Raw genomic sequence first — 16,912 nt, forward strand, 5'->3', positions numbered from 1 at the left:
GCATGGCCGCATGCCCGCCCGAACACCACTCGGCGCACTACCGGCCCTGTTCAGCGCCGCCTTCACCGCCGTCATGACCGAACTGCTGCCCGCAGGACTGCTCCCCCACATCAGCCACGACCTCCACACCAGCCCCGCCACCACCGGCCACCTCGTCACCGGCTACGCCATCACCTCCTGCGCCGCCGCCATCCCCATCACCGCCGCCCTGCGCTCCCTGCCCCGACGCCCCGTCCTGCTCACCACCCTCGCCGGATTCGCCGCCTGCAACCTCATCACCGCCCTGTCCGACATCTACGCCCTCACCTTCGCCGCCCGCCTGCTCGCCGGCGCCCTCGGCGGCACCCTGTGGGCCATGCTCGTCGGCTACGCCACCCGCATCGTCGCCCCCACCCACCGCGGCCGCGCCATCGCCATCGTCTCCGCCGGCATCACCATCGCCCTGTGCGCCGGCATCCCCGCCGCAACCGCCCTGGCCGACCTGTACGGCTGGCGCGCCACCTTCGCCGCCCTGGCCGTACTCTCACTCCTGATCGCCGCCTGGACCCGCTGGCAGGTCCCACCCCTGCCCGGCGACCAGACCACCTCCCTCCGCCCCTCCCTCCGCCAGGTCAGCCACCTGCCCGGCATCAGACGCGTCCTCACCCTCACCGCCGTCGTCCTGCTCGGCCACCAGACCATGTACACCTACATCGCCCCCTACACCCAGCACACCGGCGGCCGCACCGACCTGACCCTGCTCGTCTTCGGCCTGGCCACCGTCGCCGGCATCCTCATCACCGGCGCCCTCGTCGACCACCACCCGCGCGCCGCCCTCACCACCGCCCTCGCCCTGCTCACCGCAGCCATGCTCACCCTCGCCCTCACCCCCGCCGCCGTCCTGATCGCCGCCGCCGTCTGGGGAACCGCCTTCGGCGCCGCCCCCACCCTCCTGCAGGCAGCACTCGTCAGCGCCTCAGGACCCCGGCACGCCGACCTCGCCACCGCCATGCAGACCACCGTCTACAACCTCGGCATCGCCGCCGGCTCCCTGACCGGCGGCCTCGTCCTCGACCACGCCGGACCCGCCGCGCTCCCGTGGGCCGCACTCGCCATCCTCGCCCTCACCTGGCGCATCCTGCCCGCCGTCACCTACGCCCGCCCCCCAGCCGCGACGACGTGACCACCACGACGCCGCCCCTGCTTGTTGAAGACGGTCTTCAGTCCTTGAATGAAGGGCGGCTAACGGCCGCCCCACCCAGCGCCTTTACAAAGTAGATTCCAAGCGGGCGAGAACGGCCGGCAGGCGCTCCTGGTAGACCACCGTCAGCCGCCTGGTCGCCCTCGTCATCGCCACGTACAGGTCCCGCGCCGACTGGGCGAGGATCCCCTCCGGGTCGACCACCACCACGGCGTCGAACTCCAGCCCCTTGGCCTGCGTGACCGTCAGCACCGCCACCGGCGCCTCCAGGTCGTCGCCGCCCGGCAGCAGCGCCGCCACCCGCGCGTGGACCCCGTCCGAGGTGACCACCCCGACCCGGCCCTCGCCGATCCGGCCACGCTCCCGCTCGGCCAGCGCCGGCACCTCACCCAGCCCCGCCCGTACGGCAAGCGGCCGGTCCCCGCCCCGCCGTACCGACTCCGGCGGCCGCAACGCCGGATCGACGGCGCGCAGCACGTCGGCCGCCACCTCCATGATCTCCACCGGGGTCCGGTAGTTGACCAGCAACCGCTCCTCCCGCCACCGCCCCGCCAGGTAGGGATCGAGCACCTCGGCCCACGAGCGCGCCCCCGCCGCCGAACCGGTCTGCGCCACATCGCCCACCACGGTCAGCGACAGGGCCGGCACCCGGCGCATGACCATCCGCCAGGCCATCGGCGACAGCTCCTGCGCCTCGTCGACGATCACATGCCCGTAGGCCCACGTGCGGTCGGCGGCCGCCCTGTCGGCCGTCGTCAGCGCGTCGCCACCGTCGTCGTGCCGCTCGGCCAGCGCCGCCGCCTCCATCAGCTCCGCCTCGGCCAGGCCGGTCGACACCAGCACCTCCCGGGCGTACCGCTCGGCCTCCCTACGCGCCTGTTCAGCCTGTCGCGCGGCCTGCCTGGCCGGCGAGTCGTCCTCGCCCAGCAGCTCGGCCGCCTCGTCGAGAAGCGGCACGTCACCGACCGTCCACGGGGCGTCCGCCGGCCGCGCCAGCACCGCCCAGTCGAGCCCGGCGGCGGCCGAGGCCAGCCGCTCCGGCGACGACAGCAGCTCGCTCACCAGCCGCTGCGGCGTCAGCTCCGGCCACAGCTCCTCCAGCGCGTCCCGCACCTGCGGGAAGGACCACAGCCGTGCGGCCTCGTAGGCCAGGTCCTGCTCGGTGTAGGGCTCCTGCGGGGCGGGCAGCTCCCGCTCCAGCTCGGCCACCACCTCGGCCGGCAGGAAGTTCTCCAGCGCCAGCGACCTTTCCACGCCCTCCAGCAGGTCGCGCGCCAGCTCCCGCAGCAGTTCGGTGACCAGCAGCTTGCGCGCCATGTTGTGCGGCAGCCGTACGGCTCGAGCCCGGTCCCTGACGCGCACGCACGTCTCGTGGCCGACCCGCAGCGGCGTGCCGTCCACCTCCACCTCGAGGTCGCCGTCGGGAACCCGCTGCCGATCCCGTACGGCCGCCGCCACCACCGCCGCCATCCGCCGATCGCCCTTGACCACGGCCACCCGCGGCGGGTCCTCGGCCACGGCCCGCACGCCGGGAAACAGCTCCCCCACCGTGGACATCACCACCTGCGTCTCGCCCAGAGCGGGCAGCACGTGCTCGATGTAGCGCAGGAACATGCTGTTGGGCCCGACGACGAGCACGCCGCGCCGCTCCAGCGTCTCGCGGTGGGCGTACAGCAGGTAGGCGGCCCGGTGCAGCGCCGCCACGGTCTTGCCGGTGCCCGGCCCGCCCTGCACCACCAGCGCGCCCTGCAGCCCCGAGCGGATCACCCTGTCCTGCTCGGTCTGGATGGTGGCCACCACGTCGCCCATCCGCCCGGTACGGCCGCGCCGCAGCGCCGCCAGGAGCGCCGCCTCGCCCACCAGGGTGCGCCGCTCGCCGTCGCTCATCCGTTCCAGGTCGAACACCTCGTCGTCCAGGCCGACGACGGTGCGTCCCTTCAGGTGCAGGTGGCGTCTGCGCACCAGGGCGCCGGGCGCGCCGGGGGTCGCCACGTAGAAGGGCCGGGCGGCCGGGGCCCGCCAGTCGATCAGCACCGACTCGTGCTCCTCGTCGCGCAGCCCGATCCGGCCGATGTAGGTGGTGGCGCCGTCGCGGTCGTCGATCCTGCCGAAGCACAGCCCCCGCTCCACGGCGGTCAGCTGCGCCAGGCGGCGCGCCTGCTCGGCGGCGGCGACCTCGCGCTCGACCCGGCCCTGCACGTTGGCCACCGTGCCGCCGCCGCCGAGCACCTCGCGCAGGACGCGCCCGGCCCGGCCCTTGGCGGCGTCGAGCCAGCCGTAGAGCATGGTGACGCGGGACTGCTCGGCGCTGATGGCTTCAGCCAAGCCCTCTTGACGAATCGACATACGACTGTTACCCTCCTCGTAGAGAGGTTTAGCAGCCTCTTTTTGGCGTGCCTAAGTGACGCAGCTTACCCCGCACTGGGGCCGCCGTCACGCCGATCCGCCTTCCACCCCGCGATCCGGTCACCTGTTCACGGCCGGGCCCGGCTCACCCCTCGGCGTCACCCCTCGGCGCCCTCGGCCGGACCGCGCAGCACCTCGATGACGCTGCCGAAGCTGTCGGAGCCGTGCCCCGCCGCCCTGGCCCGCACCATCGTGGCCTTCAACAGCTCGGGCAGCGCGTTGTCGACACCCCGCTCCGCGGCCGCGTGGATCAGGTGGTCGATCGCGGCGATCTGCACGTCCACCGTGGCGTCGTCACCGGGGTAGCGACCGGCGTCCACCTGGGCCGCGTACGTCGCGACGAAACCCGCCACCGCCGTCAGCCAGCGGATCGCGACCGGCGTGTAGGCGGTGGCCGCGATCTTGTCCGCGCCGACCATCGCCGTGCCGTGCAACCAGCCGGTCATCGTCGCCCACATCAACCCGAGCAGCGCCGCGTCGTACAGCGAGGCCATGCCGGGGTCGTCGCCCAGACGCACGGGGTCGCCCAGCGCCGACAGCACCTCACGGCGAGCCTCGAACACCTCCCGCGAACCGCTGTAGAGGAACATCATCTCCTGGCTGCCGACCCCCGGCGGCGTCGTCATGATGGCGCCATCCAGGTAGCCCACGCCGTGCGCGAGCGCCCACGCCGCCATCTGCCTGGCCTGCTCGGGAGAACCGGAGGTGAGGTTGACCAGCTCCCTGCCCGCCAGCGACCCGGTGACCGGCTCGAGCACCTCCAGCAGCGCGCCGTAGTCCAGCACGCACGCGATCACCACGTCGCCGGCCTCGACCGCCTCCCGCGGCGTGGCCGCCGCCCGCGCGCCCCGCGCCACCAGCGCCTCGGCCCTGCCCGCCGAACGGTTCCACACCGTCGTCTCCACACCCTTGTCCAGCAGGGCGCCGGCCAGCGCCGACCCCATCGAACCCAGCCCGAGCACGGTCACTCTCATGTCACAACTCCTTGTTTCGTGTGCCGGACCACGTTCGCAGGCGCGTGCCGGGCCACGACAGTGACACCCATGACGGCGACCACCAAATTCCTGCCATACGCTGAGGCCATGAGCGCCGGATCCGTCGCCGTGGTCGTCACCGACGACATCGCCGTCCCCTCCTGGGACCTGTACGAGCTGAGCATCCCGTGCACCGTCTTCGGCAAGCCGCAGCCCGACCTGGCCGACCCGTGGTACGAGCTGCGCCTGTGCGGGACGGGCGGCACCCCCGGCGCGGGCCCCGAGGGCGCAGCCGTACCGGGACTGGCCCTGCGCACCCCCTACGGGCTCGACGACCTCGCCGGCGCCGACACCGTCATCGTCCCCTCGGTGCCCGACGCCTGCGTCGAGGACGGCGCGCCGCTGCCGCCCGCGCTCATCACCGCCCTGCGCCGCGCCTACGACGCCGGCGCCCGCATGGTGTCGCTGTGCACCGGCGCCTTCGCCCTGGCCGAGGCCGGGCTGCTCGACGGGCGCCGCGCCACCGCCCACTGGATGCACACCGCCCAGCTCGCCCAGCGCTACCCGAAGGTCCAGGTCGACGACTCGGTGCTGTACGTCGACGACGGCGACGTGCTGACCAGCGCCGGACTGACCGCCGGACTCGACCTGTGCCTGCACCTGGTCCGGCGCGATCTGGGCGCGCACGTGGCCAACCAGCTCGCCCGGCGCATGGTCGTGCCCGCCCACCGGCCCGGCGGCCAGGCCCAGTTCATCGACCTGTCGGTGCCCGACTCCGACGACGGCGGCATGGCGCCGGTCCTGGAATGGGCGCGCGCCCGGCTCGACCAGCCGCTGACCGTCGAGGACCTCGCGCGCCGGGCCGCGATGAGCCCCCGCACCCTCTACCGCCGCCTGCAGGCCGCCACCGGCATGACGCCGCTGCAGTGGCTGCTCAACCAGCGCCTGGGCCGGGCCCAGAGCCTGCTGGAGTCGACCGACCTGCCGGTCGAGAAGGTCGGCGAGCTGAGCGGCCTGGGCACGGCCAACAACCTGCGCCACCACTTCCTCAAGCACGTGGGGGTCTCGCCGAGCGACTACCGCCGCGCCTTTCCCCGCACCTCGTAGGAGAAAGTCGGCAGCGTGGTGTCGATCCGGCCGCCGGCCGTTCGTGTAAGGGATGAGACGACATCCGGGAGGACACCATGAAGCAGTACCTGCTCAGCATCTACCAGCCCGACGGCGAGCCGCCGGCACCCGACGTGCTGGCCGCGATCATGCGCGACGTCGACGCGTGGGACCGGGAGCTCAGGGCCGCCGGCGCCTGGGTGTTCACCGGCCGCCTGCACCCTGCCGGCACCGCCACCGTGATCCGCCACAAGGACAGTGAGCCGCTGCTGACCGACGGGCCGTACACCGAGGGCAAGGAGCACATCGGCGGCTTCGTCGTCATCCAGGCCGCCGACCTCGACGCGGCGCTCGAATGGGGCCGCAAGGCCGGCCTGGCCACCAGGCTGCCGATCGAGGTCCGTCCGCTGCACGACTGACATGTCATTCGTGGAAGGCGTCTTCCGCCAGGAGTACGGCCGCGCCGTCGCCGTCCTGGTCCGCCACTTCGGCGACATCGACCTCGCCGAGGAGGCGGTCCAGGACGCCTTCGCCGAGGCGGTCCGCCGCTGGCCGGCGGCGGGCCCGCCGCCGAGCCCGGCCGGATGGATCATCACCACCGCCCGCAACCGCGCCATCGACCGCCTGCGCCGCGAGGCCTCCCGCCAGGACCGTCACGCCCAGGCCGCGCTGCTGCGCGCCCCCGACGAGCCCACGGAGGAAGGGCCCGTGCACGACGACCGGCTGCGCCTCATCTTCACCTGCTGCCATCCCGCCCTCGCGCCCGCCGCCCGGGTGGCGCTCACGCTGCGGCTGCTGGGCGGCCTGACCACCGCCGAGATCGCCCACGCCTTCCTGGTGCCCGAGGCGACCATGGCCCAGCGGCTGGTGCGCGCCAAGGGCAAGATCCGCGACGCGCGCATTCCTTACCGGGTGCCGCGCGAGGCCGACCTGCCCGACCGGCTGCGCGCGGTCCTGGCCGTCATCTACCTGATCTTCAACGAGGGCTACGCCGCCAGCGCCGGCGCGCGCCTGCAACGCGAGGACCTGTGCGCCGAGGCGATACGGCTGGGCCGGCTGCTGGCCGAGCTCATGCCCGACGAGGACGAGGTGTGGGGGCTGCTGGCACTGATGCTGCTGCTGCACGCGCGCCGCGCCGCCCGCGCCGACGCCCAGGGCCGGCTGGTACGGCTGGCCGAGCAGGACCGCTCGCTGTGGGAGCGCGACCTGATCGCCGAGGGCCAGGCGATCGTGCGCGCGTGCCTGCGCCGCGACCGGCCGGGCCCCTACCAGATCCAGGCGGCGATCAACGCCGTGCACAGCGACGGTCCGGCCACCGACTGGCGGCAGGTCCTGGCGCTGTACGACCAGCTGCTGGCGATCGCGCCGAGCCCCGTCGTGGCGCTCAACCGGGCGGTGGCGGTGGCCGAGGTCAGCGGCCCGGCCGCGGCGCTGGAACTGGTCGGCGAGCTGGATCTGGGCTCCTACCACCTGTTCCACGCCATCCGCGCTGACCTGCTGCGCCGGCTGGGCCGCATGGCCGAGGCCGGAGCGGCCTACGCGGCGGCGATCGACCTGGCGGGCAACGACGCCGAACGGGCCTTCCTGCGGGAGCAGGCCGGCAGGCTTTGACAACAAATATTGTCGGTGGGAGAGTGGGAGCGTCTTCTTGCCGCGCGGAGGACGGGCCGTCCACGCGAGCGCCGCCCAGCACACCCAGGAGTCCTGAGATGTCACACGAGTTCGAGCTGCAGCACGAGCTCTCCCTGGCCGCGACCCCCGAACAGGTCTGGGAGGCCATCGCCACCGGACCCGGCATCGACTCCTGGTTCATGGGCCGCAACCAGGTGGACAACGGCGTCATGCGCACCGCCTTCGGCGACTACAACCCCGCCAACCCCATCACCGCCTGGGAACCGGGCAAGCGCCTGGCCAGCAAGTCGCCCACCGCCGACGACGGCCGCTTCATCGCCTACGAGTTCCTCATCGAGGGCCGTTCGGAGAGCAGCACGGTCGTCCGCATCGTCACCAGCGGCTTCCTGCCCGGCGACGACTGGGAGAACGAGTTCGAGGCCATGCGCACCGGCCTGGCCCTGTTCCACGCCACCCTCGCCGAGTACCTCACGCACTTCACCGGGCGCACCGCCGTACCCGTCACCGCCTTCGGCGCGGGCGGCTACGCCGCCCTCATCGACCGCCTCGGCGACCCCGCCACCGGGGACTCCGTCACCATCACCCCGCCAGGGCAGCGGCCCACCCGCGGGGTCGTCTACCACACCAGCGCCCAGACGCTCGGCATCCGCACCGCCGACGCGATGTACCGCTTCGTCAACGGCTTCGGCGGTGGCGTCGTCGCCCAGCACCACCTGTTCGCCCCCGGCACGGACCCCGACGAGGCCGACCGCGCCTGGACCGCGTGGCTGGCCGAACACGCCGCCTGACGACCGGCCGGTGCCGGACACCGCCCCCAGGCGTCCGGCACCTCCATCACCCGGCACCCTCACCCGGAATCACCCGGCACCGTCATCACCCGACCCCGGCACCGTCGTCGTCGGCGGCGACGACGACGACGACAGCCTCGGCGACAGGCCGAAGCCGTCAGCCGAGAGCCTCGAGCAGCTCGCGCTCGCGCTGGGCGCTGAGGCCGGCCCGCCGCACCCGGTCCAGGCCCTGCTCGCGCTCCCAGACCAGCGTGTCGGCCAGCAGCTCCGCCCGGGGCCGATGACGCAGCCCCGCGACGCCCGCCGCCGACCCGCTACGAGCCGACCATCCTTCCCAGCCGGGCTCGACCAGCCACATCGGCAGCGACTCGGGCCCCATGTACTGGGCCACGCCGTTCTCGACCAGCCAGGCCGGGTCGGCGGCCACCACCGGACCGGTATGGCCGCCGGCAGCGCGGCACAGCTCGATCCACTCGGCGAACGGAACGGTCGGACCCACGGCGTTGAAGGTGCCGACGGTCCCCTTCTCCGCGGCGTCGAGCAGCCAGGCGGCCAGGTCCCGCACGTCAACCGTCTGCGTCGGCTGGACCGGCGAGTCGGGGACCAGCATCGGCCCGTGCGGATCGCGCGCGGCACGCGCCACCCAGTAGCCGGTGCGCCCGCTGTGATCGCCAGGTCCGCCGATGAGGCCGGCACGCGCGATGAGCAGGCGGTCGCCCACCACCGCAGCCGACGCCTGCTCGCAGGCGACCTTCGCCTCGCCGTACAGCGCGCGGTCGACCTCACGCCGGTCCGTCGGAGCTAGGAGGTCCGCCGACTCGTCGGCGCCCGGCGTGGCATGAGCGGCGTAGGCGTTGACGGAGGAGACATAGCTCCAGTGCCCGGCCCGGCCACCCAGCTCCTCCAGCGCCTCACGCACGAAGCCAGGCTGCCAGGAGACTTCCATCACCGCGTCCCATGTGCGGTCGAGCAACGGCTCGTACGCCGCGGGATCCCGCCGGTCGGCGGCCACCAGCCGCGCCCCGTCGGCGACCTGCCCGCTTTCGCCGCGAGCCAGGCACGTCACGCGATGGCCCCGCGCGACCGCCTGCCGCGACAGCTCCCGGCCCACCCATGCCGTCCCACCCAGAATCAAGATCTCCATGGTGACACCCAAGCACCGCGCCCTCCGGGCACCGGGCGGGTTCGCTGCAGGCGCACGCGCTTCGCCGAGAGCGGATGGCGCCCACCGCCATGGACGCCGCCCCGCCCAGGACAGCCGGCGCGGCATCGCGCCGCAGGTGAGGACGAGCGACCTGCGCCGCCCTTCCCGCCGCCCGGAGTTCGAGCCGGCGCGCCAGGGCTTGCCGTGGGCGGCGGCGCAGATCGGGCAGTGCTCTGCCGAGGTGTGGACGGTCGCCGCGGCTCGCTCCTCGGGGGCGTCCTACGCGGCCCGCTCCTCGATGACCATCTGCGGCCTGCCCGTGACCAGCAGCCACGCCGGCAGCAGCGCCAGGCACAGCACCGGCAGCAGTTGCAGCTCCGCCACGACGGTCGCCGCCATGAACAGGCTCAGCCACCCCTGCTGGGTGACGGCCAGCACCACGCCCAGCAGCCCGGAGGCGATCGCCAGGCTCACCGGGACGGACGGCACCAGCGCGTTGGCCAGCAGGCCGAGAGCCACCCCGGCGAACACCGCGGGGAAGATCCGGCCGCCGATGAACCCCGCCGTGGCGGCGAGCAGCAGCGCGGCCAGCTTCACCACCACGATGAGGGCCAGCCCCGCGGCGGTGTAGGCGGCCGCTTGGGCGGTGAGCTCCTTCATCTCCTCCACGCCCCGGAACAGCGTGATGCGGCCCCCGACGACGCCGAGCACGCCGAGCAGCGCGCCGGCGAGCGTCAGCCGTACGACGGGGTGCCTGATCCGGTGCACCAGCCGGTGCGTGTGCGGGAAGGCCAGGACGACGGCCAGCCCGAGCACTGCCCCGACCGAGGCGATCACGGCGGCGGCCAGCAGGTCACCGGCGTGCGGCGAGTACGGCGGCACCTGCACCGACAGGACCGGGGCGGCGAGCATGACGGTGGTGATCGACCCGGCCCCCGCCGCGATCAGCGGGGCGAACAGCCGGTCCCACAGCGGCGTCGGCCGGCCGCCCAGGGTCAGCTCCGACAGGATCAGCGCGGCGGCGACCGGCGTGCCGAACAGCGCGCCGATCGTGCCGGCGGCCGCCAGACCGAGCCAGGTCTGCGCCACGATGCCGGGCAGCAGCCGGCCGCCGATCGCCACGGCCAGGGCGATGTTGGCCGCGGTGACCGGGTTCTCCGGGCCGAGGCTGACGCCGCCGGCCATCGACAGGATGACCCCCACCAGCATGCCCGGGACGACCTTGACCGGCAGCGGCGGCCCGACCAGGCCTTCGGTCGCCGGATCAGGCCCTGTGGGGATCTTCCACACCACCAGGCCCACCATGAGCCCGGTGAACGTCAGGACGGCCAGGGTCCACCACCAGGAGGCGCCGTCCGCTCCCAGAGCCGACGGCAGGTGATGCCACAGCGCCTGCTGGAGCAGGTGCTCCACGGCCGTGACGGCCAGCAGGATCGCGCTGCACACCACCCCCACGACCAGGGCGGGCAGCGCCAGCCGCGCCAGCGCCCAGGCCTGGCCGCGCGCCGAGGGCATCGCGGCCGCGCCGGCGGGGCCCTCGGCGCGATCGCCCTGCTCGCCTCCTGAGCCGCCGCACCGCGTCATGAGTGGGAGGGTTCCCGGGCCGGGTCAGGCGCTCGCAAAGGGAGGTGACGACTTGGCTATGCAAACAAGTCGTTCACAATGGTTTGTTGACATCGAATCGTGTCTTCGGCATCCTGATCACCATGTCAGCTGATTCCGGCCAGGCCGCCGACCCGTTCACTCCCCCGCGCCCGGAGCAGGCGCGCGCACACCGCGTCTACGCCTCCCTGCACCGCATCGCCGAACGGCACGCCACCACCGACGCCCAGCGCGGCCGCCAGGTCCACCCCTCGGCCGTCGGCCCGCACGAAGCCGTCAGGCTCGTCTCCTTCCTGCTCAGCGGGGCCGCACAGCTCGACGACGGCGAGCCCGAGGTGGACCATGCGGACATCACCGCCGCCCTCACCCTCATCCCGCTGGCGCGCGGGGAGATGGACGAGCTGGAGGCCGGGCTGCTGCAGATGGCGCGCGGACGCGGCATGACCTGGCCGGAGATCGCCTTCGGCCTCGGACTCGGCACCCCCCAGGCCGCAAGGCAGCGCTACGAGCGGCTGGTCGGGCGCACCACCGCCGACGACCCCGCCTGACGGCGTCCCCCTGCGGGCGCTGGAGTCCCTTGTCACGGGACACGCCCGCAGGAGGACGCGCCGGCCGACCGGCGGCCGACCGGGTGCTACCGTGTCGCCTCGTGTCCGACTACCTGCGCGAGCTCTTCTCCCTCCACGGCCGAACAGCCCTGGTCACCGGCGGCAGCTCCGGCATCGGCTACGCCGTCGCCGAAGCCCTCGGCCGCGCGGGCGCCGAGGTCACCATCGTCGCCCGCAGGGAACACGAGCTGCGCCGGGCCACCGCCGCACTCCACGACCACGGCGTCAAGGCCTCGTGGATCAGCGCCGACCTCGGCCTGCGCGCCGACGTCGACCGCGTGTGCGCGCAGGCGGGCGCCATCGACATCCTGGTCAACGACGCGGCCAACAACATCCGCAAGCCCATGGCCGAGCTCACCGACGCCGACTACGAGCAGACCATCGCCGTCAACCTCACCGCCCCCTACCTGCTGGGCCAGCACTTCTCCCGGCACATGGTCGAGCAGGGCTGGGGCCGGATCATCAACATCGGCTCCCAGCAGACGATCAGCGCCTTCGGCGACAGCGGCGTCTACGGCGTCGCCAAGGCGGGCATCGCCGGCCTGACCCGCTCCCAGGCCGAGGCATGGTCACGGTACGGCGTGCGGGTGAACACGATCATCCCGGGGTTCGTGCTGACCCCGCTCACCGAGCCCGCCCAGGCGATCCCCGGACGGACCGAGGAGCTCGCCGCCCGCCACATGGTCGGCCGCAACGGCGTGCCCGCCGACTTCGCGGGCGCGGCCGTCTTCCTGGCCGGCGACGCCGTCGGCTTCGTCACCGGCCAGAGCCTCTACGTCGACGGCGGTTTCTCCGTGCACTGACCCGAGCCCGGGTCACCGTCCCGGCGCCTTTACAAAGTAGATTCGCTACTGGCGTTTCACCTGCCGGACGCCGCGGCCCTCGTGCCACATGTCGATCACCAGCTGATCACCCTCCACCCTGGTCCACACCACCTCCGTCACCTCGACCCGGAACAGGTGCGGCCCCTCACCCGGCATCTCGAACCCGGCCACCACCTCGGGATCGGTGACCTCGGCCGCCCTGCCCGACAGCTTCGCGTCACCGGCCCAGGCGGACGGATCCGCCTCCTCCTGCGGCGACGGACACGCGTGCAGCGCCAACCGCGGATCGCGCCGCAGGTCGAGCGCCTTCATCGCGCCCGGCATCGACCCCAGCCACAGCTCCCCGTCCCTGAAGTCGACCTCCGTGCCGCTGATGCGCGGCGAGCCGTCCTTCCTGATGGTGGCCAGCGTCTTGTGCTTGTGGGCGTCGAACAGCGCCCGCACCGTCGCCGCCAGGCCGGGCGCCTGTCTCTCGAATTCCTGCCACGAACTCATGCCGACCATCGTGCACCCCGCCGCCGACAGTTCGGGGCGGCCTGCCCCGGCGCGCAGAACCCCGGCCCGCATCGGCCCGCCCTCGCCACCGGCTCGGACATCCGGGTGCGAAAGCAGAACGCCGCATCGGCGGATACCTAGAAAGGCATCAACCTCCGGGGGCATCATGAGGGTCTTTCTTGTCGTGGCCGGGAAGCCGCACCAGCGCGAGGCCGTACGGCAGGCCGTCCAGCGGGCCAAGGACGCGATCGGCGCGGCCTTCCCCAGCAGGCCGGAGCGCGTCCGCGCCGCCGAGTGGCAGGCTTCGCACGGCGGCGTCCACCTGCTGGCCTGGACCAACGAGCCGGACTGGGCGCCGATCGCGACCCCCGACGGCGTCACCGCGGTCGCGGGCCACCACCCGGGCGACCCGCGCACGCTGGACGGCCCCGCGGCCGGCGAGCCAGGCTGCTTCGCCCTCTTCCGGGCCGGCGAGCACGGCTTCAGCGCCTCGACGTCGCTCGCCCCCGCCGACCCGGTCTACTACGCTCAGACGGGCGACCTCCACGTGGCAGGCAACCGGGCCCTGCTGGTACGGCTGGCCGCCTTCGGCGAGGTCCGCCACGACGTGCCCGCCTTGCAGTCGGTCGCCCGCCAGGGCTACTTCCTGTCGGAGGAGACGCCCTACGCCGGCGTCCGGTCGCTGCCGCCCGCCTCCCTGCTGGTCGCGGGCGAGCGGCTGACCGTCACCACCGACCCGCTGCCCGAGGGCGAGAGCCGTACCGGGACGCAGCGGGTCGCCGCCGGGATGCTCGCGGCGGTGGAGCCGCTGCTGCAGACACCCGACCCGGTACGGCTGACGCTCACCGGCGGCAGGGACAGCCGCCTGGTCGCGGCCCTGCTGCACGCGGCGGGGATCCCGTTCCACGCGGTCACCTCCGGCTTCGACGACCACCCCGACGTGGTGGTGGCCCGCCAGGTGGCCGCGGCGCTCGGCATCGAGCACGAGGTGCAGGCCCCGTCGCTGACGCCGCGCAGCGAGCTGCGGGTGGCCCATCCCGCCGACCGCGTCCAGAACGTGCTGCGGGTGTGCGAGGGCATGCTGTCGGCCTACGAGAACATCACCGGCGACGGCCCCTACAGCCGGCGCCCTTCGCTGGGCGGGCACAACGGGGAGATCCTGCGCGGCGGCTACCTGTCGGGCATGGAGGAGGCCACGCCGGAGGCGGTGCGGCGCAAGACCCAGTCGCTGTTCCTGGCCCACCGCGCCCTGTTCACCGACGCGGCCAACGCCCACGCCGAGGAGCTGGCCTGGCGCTCGGACACCCTGCACGTGCCCGACCACCTGTATCTACGCTTCCGGGTGGGCCGCTGGCACGCGGCCTCCCGCGCGGCCATGCTGCGCAGGGGGACGCCCGTGCAGCCGTTCCTGGACAACCGGGTGGTCGCCGCCGCGCTCGCGCTCGATCCGGGGTTCCGGCGTTCGGAGCGCCTGGTCCACAAGCTGATCAAGATGTTCGCGCCGGCGCTGGCGGCGGTGCCGCTGGAGGGAGGGCAGTGGCGCTTCAGGTCCGAAGGGCGCCTCGCCCGGCTGTGGAGCAGGGCGCAGCGGCTGCCGTCCAAGCAGGCCAAGCCGTGGAACTGGCGTGCCGAACCGGGCGAGGAGATCGCCAGGGAACTGGAGCGGACGATCATGTCGTCGTCCGGTCTCGGCCAGATCGTGCGGCTGGACAAGGTGCCCGCGCTGTTCGAGGGCGGCAGGCTCACCAAGGCGCCGCTCGTCTGGCACCTGTACACGGTGGCGAGCCTGCTGGCCACCGACCCCACCCGGCCGCTGCCCCCCTCCCGCGAGATGCTGCACGTGCGGGCCCAGCGGCCCCGGGCGGCGCTGTGAGGCCGGTACGCGCCGGTGCGCGGGTTTCCGCGGACACGGCGCCGTCCGGCACGGTGGCGGTCAGGCCACGCAGGTGCCCAGTCAAGTCGAGCAGGCGGCCGGTCAGGTCGTGAAGGCGGCCAGCAGGTCGTCCAGCCCGGCCTTCACCCGCTCGGCCGTCACCCCGCACGCCCGCAGCCGGTGGGCCAGCAGCGGCGCGGCCAGCGGCGCCAGCAGCGCGTCGGCCAGCACGTAGCCGTCGGCACCCGGCCTGGCCTGCGCGATGAGCATCGACAGGTGGGTGTGGTGGGCGGCGTACGCGCCGCCGAACCTGGCCAGCGGCGCCGCTGTCTCCGCCATCAGCAGCAGGTCCAGCTGCTCCACCGTCCTGTCGGTCAGGCCGTGCAGGAACGCGCGGATCCGCTCCGGCGGGGCGGCGCCGGGCCCGAGCGGCGGCGGCCCCTCGAGGAACGCCTCCTGGAACTCCCGCTCGCGCTCATCGATCAGCGCGTACGCCAGCCCTGAGCGGTCGCCGAAGCGCCGGTAGAGCGTGCCGACGCCCACCCCAGCCGCCGCGGCCACCTCCGCCATGGACAGCCCTTCGACGCCCTTCGCGGCCACGATGCCGGCGGCGGCGGTGAGGATCTTGACCCGGTTGCGAGCGGCGTCGACCCGCTCGCGCCGGTTGGCGACGGCGTTCACGATCACAGGCTACTGGACCCCTTGCAACCGGAACCCGTTCCGCTTTATGCTCAACCGGAACAGGTTCCGGATAAGGAGAACTCATGCCGCACAGAGTCGCGCTCGTCACCGGAGGAAGCCGGGGCATCGGCGCCGCCATCGCCGAGAGGCTGGCCGCCGACGGCGCCGACGTGGTCGTCACCTACGCCCACTCGGCCGAGCGCGCCGCCGCCGTCGTCCGGCGCGTCGAGGCCACCGGGCGCCGCGGGCTGGCCCTGGAGGCGGCGGCCACCGACGCCGCCCAGCTGGTCGCGGCCGTCGACCGTACGGTCACCGCCTTCGGCCGCCTCGACGTCCTGGTCAACAACGCCGGCATCGCCCCGTTCGGCCCGCTGGAGCAGGTGACGCTGGAGGAGGTCGACACCACGATGGCCGTCCACGCGCGCGCCGCGTTCGTCCTGGCCCAGGCCGCCGCCAGGCACATGGGAAGCGGCGGGCGGATCATCAGCATCGGCAGCAGCCTGGCCGAGCGGGTGCCCTACCCCGGATGGACGCTCTACGCGATGAGCAAGTCCGCGCTGATCGGCCTGACCAAGGGGCTGGCAAGAGACCTGGGCCCGCGCGGCATCACCGTCAACCTCGTCCACCCGGGCTCGACCGACACCGAGATGAACCCGGCCGACAGCCCCGAGGCCGAGCAGGAGCGCGCGTACACCGCGCTGGGCCGCTACTGCGACCCCCGCGACATCGCCGCGACGGTCGCCCATCTGGCGGGCGAAGGCGGCAGGAACATCACCGGCGCCGCCGTCACCGTCGACGCGGGCACCACCGCTTGATCCGCCTGAACCGCCTGAGCGGTCCCGATCAGCCGGGCCGGCGCTCCAGCGTCGCGTGGACGGCGCCGATGGCGCGCTCCCACGACGCCGCGACATCGCGCGGATGGCCGAAGCCGCCGGTCGCCTCGAGGCTCACGAAGCCGTGGAAGGCGCTGCGCACCACGTGCACCGCGCCGGTCAGGCCGGGCTCGGACAGGCCGTAGCCGCGCAGCATCGCACGCCCATCTGAATCCCTAAAAGGTTTTGCCTAATGATCCTAGGAAAATGTACCGTTCGACGCATGAAACAGCTCACCGAACAGGCCATTCGCGCGTCGTTCGTCAATTGTTCCAAAGGCGAGGCCAAGCGCCTGGCCGTTCCACGTGATCTCACCGACCGGCCGTGGGAGGACCTGGACTTCCTCGGCTGGCGCGACCCCGGCGCGCCCGAGCGCAGCTACATCGTGGCCGAGCACGACGGCGGGCTCGTCGGCGTGGCGCTCAGGCTTCCCACCCAGCAGCGCGGGTTCCTGCAGCGCAGCATGTGCTCGTTGTGCCTGACGACGCACCCCGGCACGGGCGTCTCGCTGATGACGGCGCGCAGGGCCGGCGAGGCGGGACGGCAGAACAACTCCGTCGGCGTCCACATCTGCGCCGACCTGGCCTGTTCGCTGTACGTGCGCGGCCTGAAGAGCCCCGACCCGGGCGGCAGGATGGAGGAGTCGCTGTCGATGGAGGAGCAGATCGAGCGCACCCGCGGCAAGCTCGCGGACTTCGTCGCCAAGGTGCTCGTCTGACAGACTCA

At 73.4% G+C, this 16,912-nt stretch carries 17 protein-coding genes; 10 read left to right on the top strand and 7 right to left on the bottom strand.

The window, feature by feature from the left end:
* Positions 1-10: 10 nt before the first annotated feature.
* Positions 11-1,162 (top strand): MFS transporter, encoded by a 1,152-nt coding sequence (locus ACWEVS_RS08205; protein ID WP_452550552.1) that lies wholly within the window; start codon positions 11-13, stop codon positions 1,160-1,162.
* Between the two features lie 84 nt (positions 1,163-1,246).
* Here ACWEVS_RS08205 and ACWEVS_RS08210 read toward each other — a convergent pair whose 3' ends face one another.
* Entirely contained in the window at positions 1,247-3,526 is a 2,280-nt protein-coding gene (locus tag ACWEVS_RS08210) for a HelD family protein (protein WP_452550554.1), read from the bottom strand.
* Positions 3,527-3,684: 158 nt separating this feature from the next.
* Positions 3,685-4,560, bottom strand: a complete 876-nt coding sequence (locus ACWEVS_RS08215; RefSeq protein WP_452550556.1) for an NAD(P)-dependent oxidoreductase — start codon at positions 4,558-4,560, stop codon at positions 3,685-3,687.
* A 108-nt stretch (positions 4,561-4,668) separates the two neighbouring features.
* Between ACWEVS_RS08215 and ACWEVS_RS08220 the strand changes: the two genes are divergently transcribed.
* The 4 genes from ACWEVS_RS08220 to ACWEVS_RS08235 all read left to right on the top strand — a co-directional run bounded on the left by ACWEVS_RS08220 (position 4,669) and on the right by ACWEVS_RS08235 (position 8,087).
* Positions 4,669-5,667 (top strand): GlxA family transcriptional regulator, encoded by a 999-nt coding sequence (locus ACWEVS_RS08220; RefSeq protein WP_452415281.1) that lies wholly within the window; start codon positions 4,669-4,671, stop codon positions 5,665-5,667.
* A gap of 77 nt (positions 5,668-5,744) precedes the next feature.
* Complete coding sequence (locus tag ACWEVS_RS08225) at positions 5,745-6,086, top strand: YciI family protein (protein ID WP_452550558.1); 342 nt, start codon at positions 5,745-5,747, stop codon at positions 6,084-6,086.
* 1 nt (position 6,087) lies between these two features.
* Positions 6,088-7,278, top strand: a complete 1,191-nt coding sequence (locus tag ACWEVS_RS08230; RefSeq protein WP_452550559.1) for an RNA polymerase sigma factor — start codon at positions 6,088-6,090, stop codon at positions 7,276-7,278.
* Positions 7,279-7,376: 98 nt separating this feature from the next.
* Complete coding sequence (locus ACWEVS_RS08235; protein ID WP_452415275.1) at positions 7,377-8,087, top strand: SRPBCC family protein; 711 nt, start codon at positions 7,377-7,379, stop codon at positions 8,085-8,087.
* Between the two features lie 157 nt (positions 8,088-8,244).
* On the opposite strand, the gene ACWEVS_RS08240 is transcribed toward ACWEVS_RS08235, so the two are convergent.
* The gene (locus tag ACWEVS_RS08240) at positions 8,245-9,231 is read right to left on the bottom strand and encodes an NAD-dependent epimerase/dehydratase family protein (protein ID WP_452550560.1); all 987 of its coding nucleotides are present in this window, start codon (positions 9,229-9,231) and stop codon (positions 8,245-8,247) included.
* Positions 9,232-9,510: 279 nt separating this feature from the next.
* On the bottom strand, positions 9,511-10,815 hold the full coding sequence (locus ACWEVS_RS08245; protein ID WP_452550562.1) for an ion channel protein: 1,305 nt from the start codon (positions 10,813-10,815) through the stop codon (positions 9,511-9,513).
* Between the two features lie 122 nt (positions 10,816-10,937).
* Here ACWEVS_RS08245 and ACWEVS_RS08250 point away from each other — a divergent pair, with 122 nt between their 5' ends.
* Positions 10,938-11,381 (top strand): DNA-binding protein, encoded by a 444-nt coding sequence (locus tag ACWEVS_RS08250; RefSeq protein ID WP_452550564.1) that lies wholly within the window; start codon positions 10,938-10,940, stop codon positions 11,379-11,381.
* Positions 11,382-11,482: 101 nt separating this feature from the next.
* On the top strand, positions 11,483-12,244 hold the full coding sequence (locus ACWEVS_RS08255) for an SDR family NAD(P)-dependent oxidoreductase (protein ID WP_449922381.1): 762 nt from the start codon (positions 11,483-11,485) through the stop codon (positions 12,242-12,244).
* Between the two features lie 45 nt (positions 12,245-12,289).
* Here the strand turns inward: ACWEVS_RS08255 and ACWEVS_RS08260 are convergent, their stop codons facing one another.
* Positions 12,290-12,760 (bottom strand): pyridoxamine 5'-phosphate oxidase family protein, encoded by a 471-nt coding sequence (locus ACWEVS_RS08260; protein WP_354921224.1) that lies wholly within the window; start codon positions 12,758-12,760, stop codon positions 12,290-12,292.
* A 166-nt stretch (positions 12,761-12,926) separates the two neighbouring features.
* On the opposite strand from ACWEVS_RS08260, the gene ACWEVS_RS08265 reads away from it, so the two are divergent.
* On the top strand, positions 12,927-14,633 hold the full coding sequence (locus ACWEVS_RS08265; protein WP_452550566.1) for an asparagine synthase-related protein: 1,707 nt from the start codon (positions 12,927-12,929) through the stop codon (positions 14,631-14,633).
* Between the two features lie 102 nt (positions 14,634-14,735).
* On the opposite strand, the gene ACWEVS_RS08270 is transcribed toward ACWEVS_RS08265, so the two are convergent.
* Positions 14,736-15,314, bottom strand: a complete 579-nt coding sequence (locus ACWEVS_RS08270) for a TetR/AcrR family transcriptional regulator (RefSeq protein WP_449922386.1) — start codon at positions 15,312-15,314, stop codon at positions 14,736-14,738.
* 83 nt (positions 15,315-15,397) lie between these two features.
* Here ACWEVS_RS08270 and ACWEVS_RS08275 point away from each other — a divergent pair, with 83 nt between their 5' ends.
* Positions 15,398-16,129, top strand: coding sequence for an SDR family NAD(P)-dependent oxidoreductase (locus tag ACWEVS_RS08275; RefSeq protein ID WP_452550568.1), 732 nt, complete (start codon positions 15,398-15,400; stop codon positions 16,127-16,129).
* A 28-nt stretch (positions 16,130-16,157) separates the two neighbouring features.
* Here ACWEVS_RS08275 and ACWEVS_RS08280 read toward each other — a convergent pair whose 3' ends face one another.
* Positions 16,158-16,343 (bottom strand): TetR-like C-terminal domain-containing protein, encoded by a 186-nt coding sequence (locus tag ACWEVS_RS08280; protein WP_452550569.1) that lies wholly within the window; start codon positions 16,341-16,343, stop codon positions 16,158-16,160.
* Positions 16,344-16,409: 66 nt separating this feature from the next.
* Here ACWEVS_RS08280 and ACWEVS_RS08285 point away from each other — a divergent pair, with 66 nt between their 5' ends.
* Positions 16,410-16,904 (top strand): FBP domain-containing protein, encoded by a 495-nt coding sequence (locus ACWEVS_RS08285; protein WP_449922390.1) that lies wholly within the window; start codon positions 16,410-16,412, stop codon positions 16,902-16,904.
* Positions 16,905-16,912 lie beyond the last annotated feature (8 nt).

The sequence above is a fragment of the Nonomuraea sp. NPDC003754 genome, assembly GCF_053605785.1.

Coding starts and splice junctions, on each gene's coding strand:
- ACWEVS_RS08260 (WP_354921224.1), bottom strand. CDS start 12,760: ATGAGTTCGTGGCAGGAATTCGAGAGACAGGCGCCCGGCCTGGCGGCG.
- ACWEVS_RS08225 (WP_452550558.1), top strand. CDS start 5,745: ATGAAGCAGTACCTGCTCAGCATCTACCAGCCCGACGGCGAGCCGCCG.
- ACWEVS_RS08250 (WP_452550564.1), top strand. CDS start 10,938: ATGTCAGCTGATTCCGGCCAGGCCGCCGACCCGTTCACTCCCCCGCGC.
- ACWEVS_RS08285 (WP_449922390.1), top strand. CDS start 16,410: ATGAAACAGCTCACCGAACAGGCCATTCGCGCGTCGTTCGTCAATTGT.
- ACWEVS_RS08275 (WP_452550568.1), top strand. CDS start 15,398: ATGCCGCACAGAGTCGCGCTCGTCACCGGAGGAAGCCGGGGCATCGGC.
- ACWEVS_RS08235 (WP_452415275.1), top strand. CDS start 7,377: ATGTCACACGAGTTCGAGCTGCAGCACGAGCTCTCCCTGGCCGCGACC.
- ACWEVS_RS08240 (WP_452550560.1), bottom strand. CDS start 9,231: ATGGAGATCTTGATTCTGGGTGGGACGGCATGGGTGGGCCGGGAGCTG.
- ACWEVS_RS08280 (WP_452550569.1), bottom strand. CDS start 16,343: ATGCTGCGCGGCTACGGCCTGTCCGAGCCCGGCCTGACCGGCGCGGTG.
- ACWEVS_RS08230 (WP_452550559.1), top strand. CDS start 6,088: ATGTCATTCGTGGAAGGCGTCTTCCGCCAGGAGTACGGCCGCGCCGTC.
- ACWEVS_RS08245 (WP_452550562.1), bottom strand. CDS start 10,815: ATGACGCGGTGCGGCGGCTCAGGAGGCGAGCAGGGCGATCGCGCCGAG.
- ACWEVS_RS08205 (WP_452550552.1), top strand. CDS start 11: ATGCCCGCCCGAACACCACTCGGCGCACTACCGGCCCTGTTCAGCGCC.
- ACWEVS_RS08265 (WP_452550566.1), top strand. CDS start 12,927: ATGAGGGTCTTTCTTGTCGTGGCCGGGAAGCCGCACCAGCGCGAGGCC.
- ACWEVS_RS08210 (WP_452550554.1), bottom strand. CDS start 3,526: ATGTCGATTCGTCAAGAGGGCTTGGCTGAAGCCATCAGCGCCGAGCAG.
- ACWEVS_RS08220 (WP_452415281.1), top strand. CDS start 4,669: ATGAGCGCCGGATCCGTCGCCGTGGTCGTCACCGACGACATCGCCGTC.
- ACWEVS_RS08215 (WP_452550556.1), bottom strand. CDS start 4,560: ATGAGAGTGACCGTGCTCGGGCTGGGTTCGATGGGGTCGGCGCTGGCC.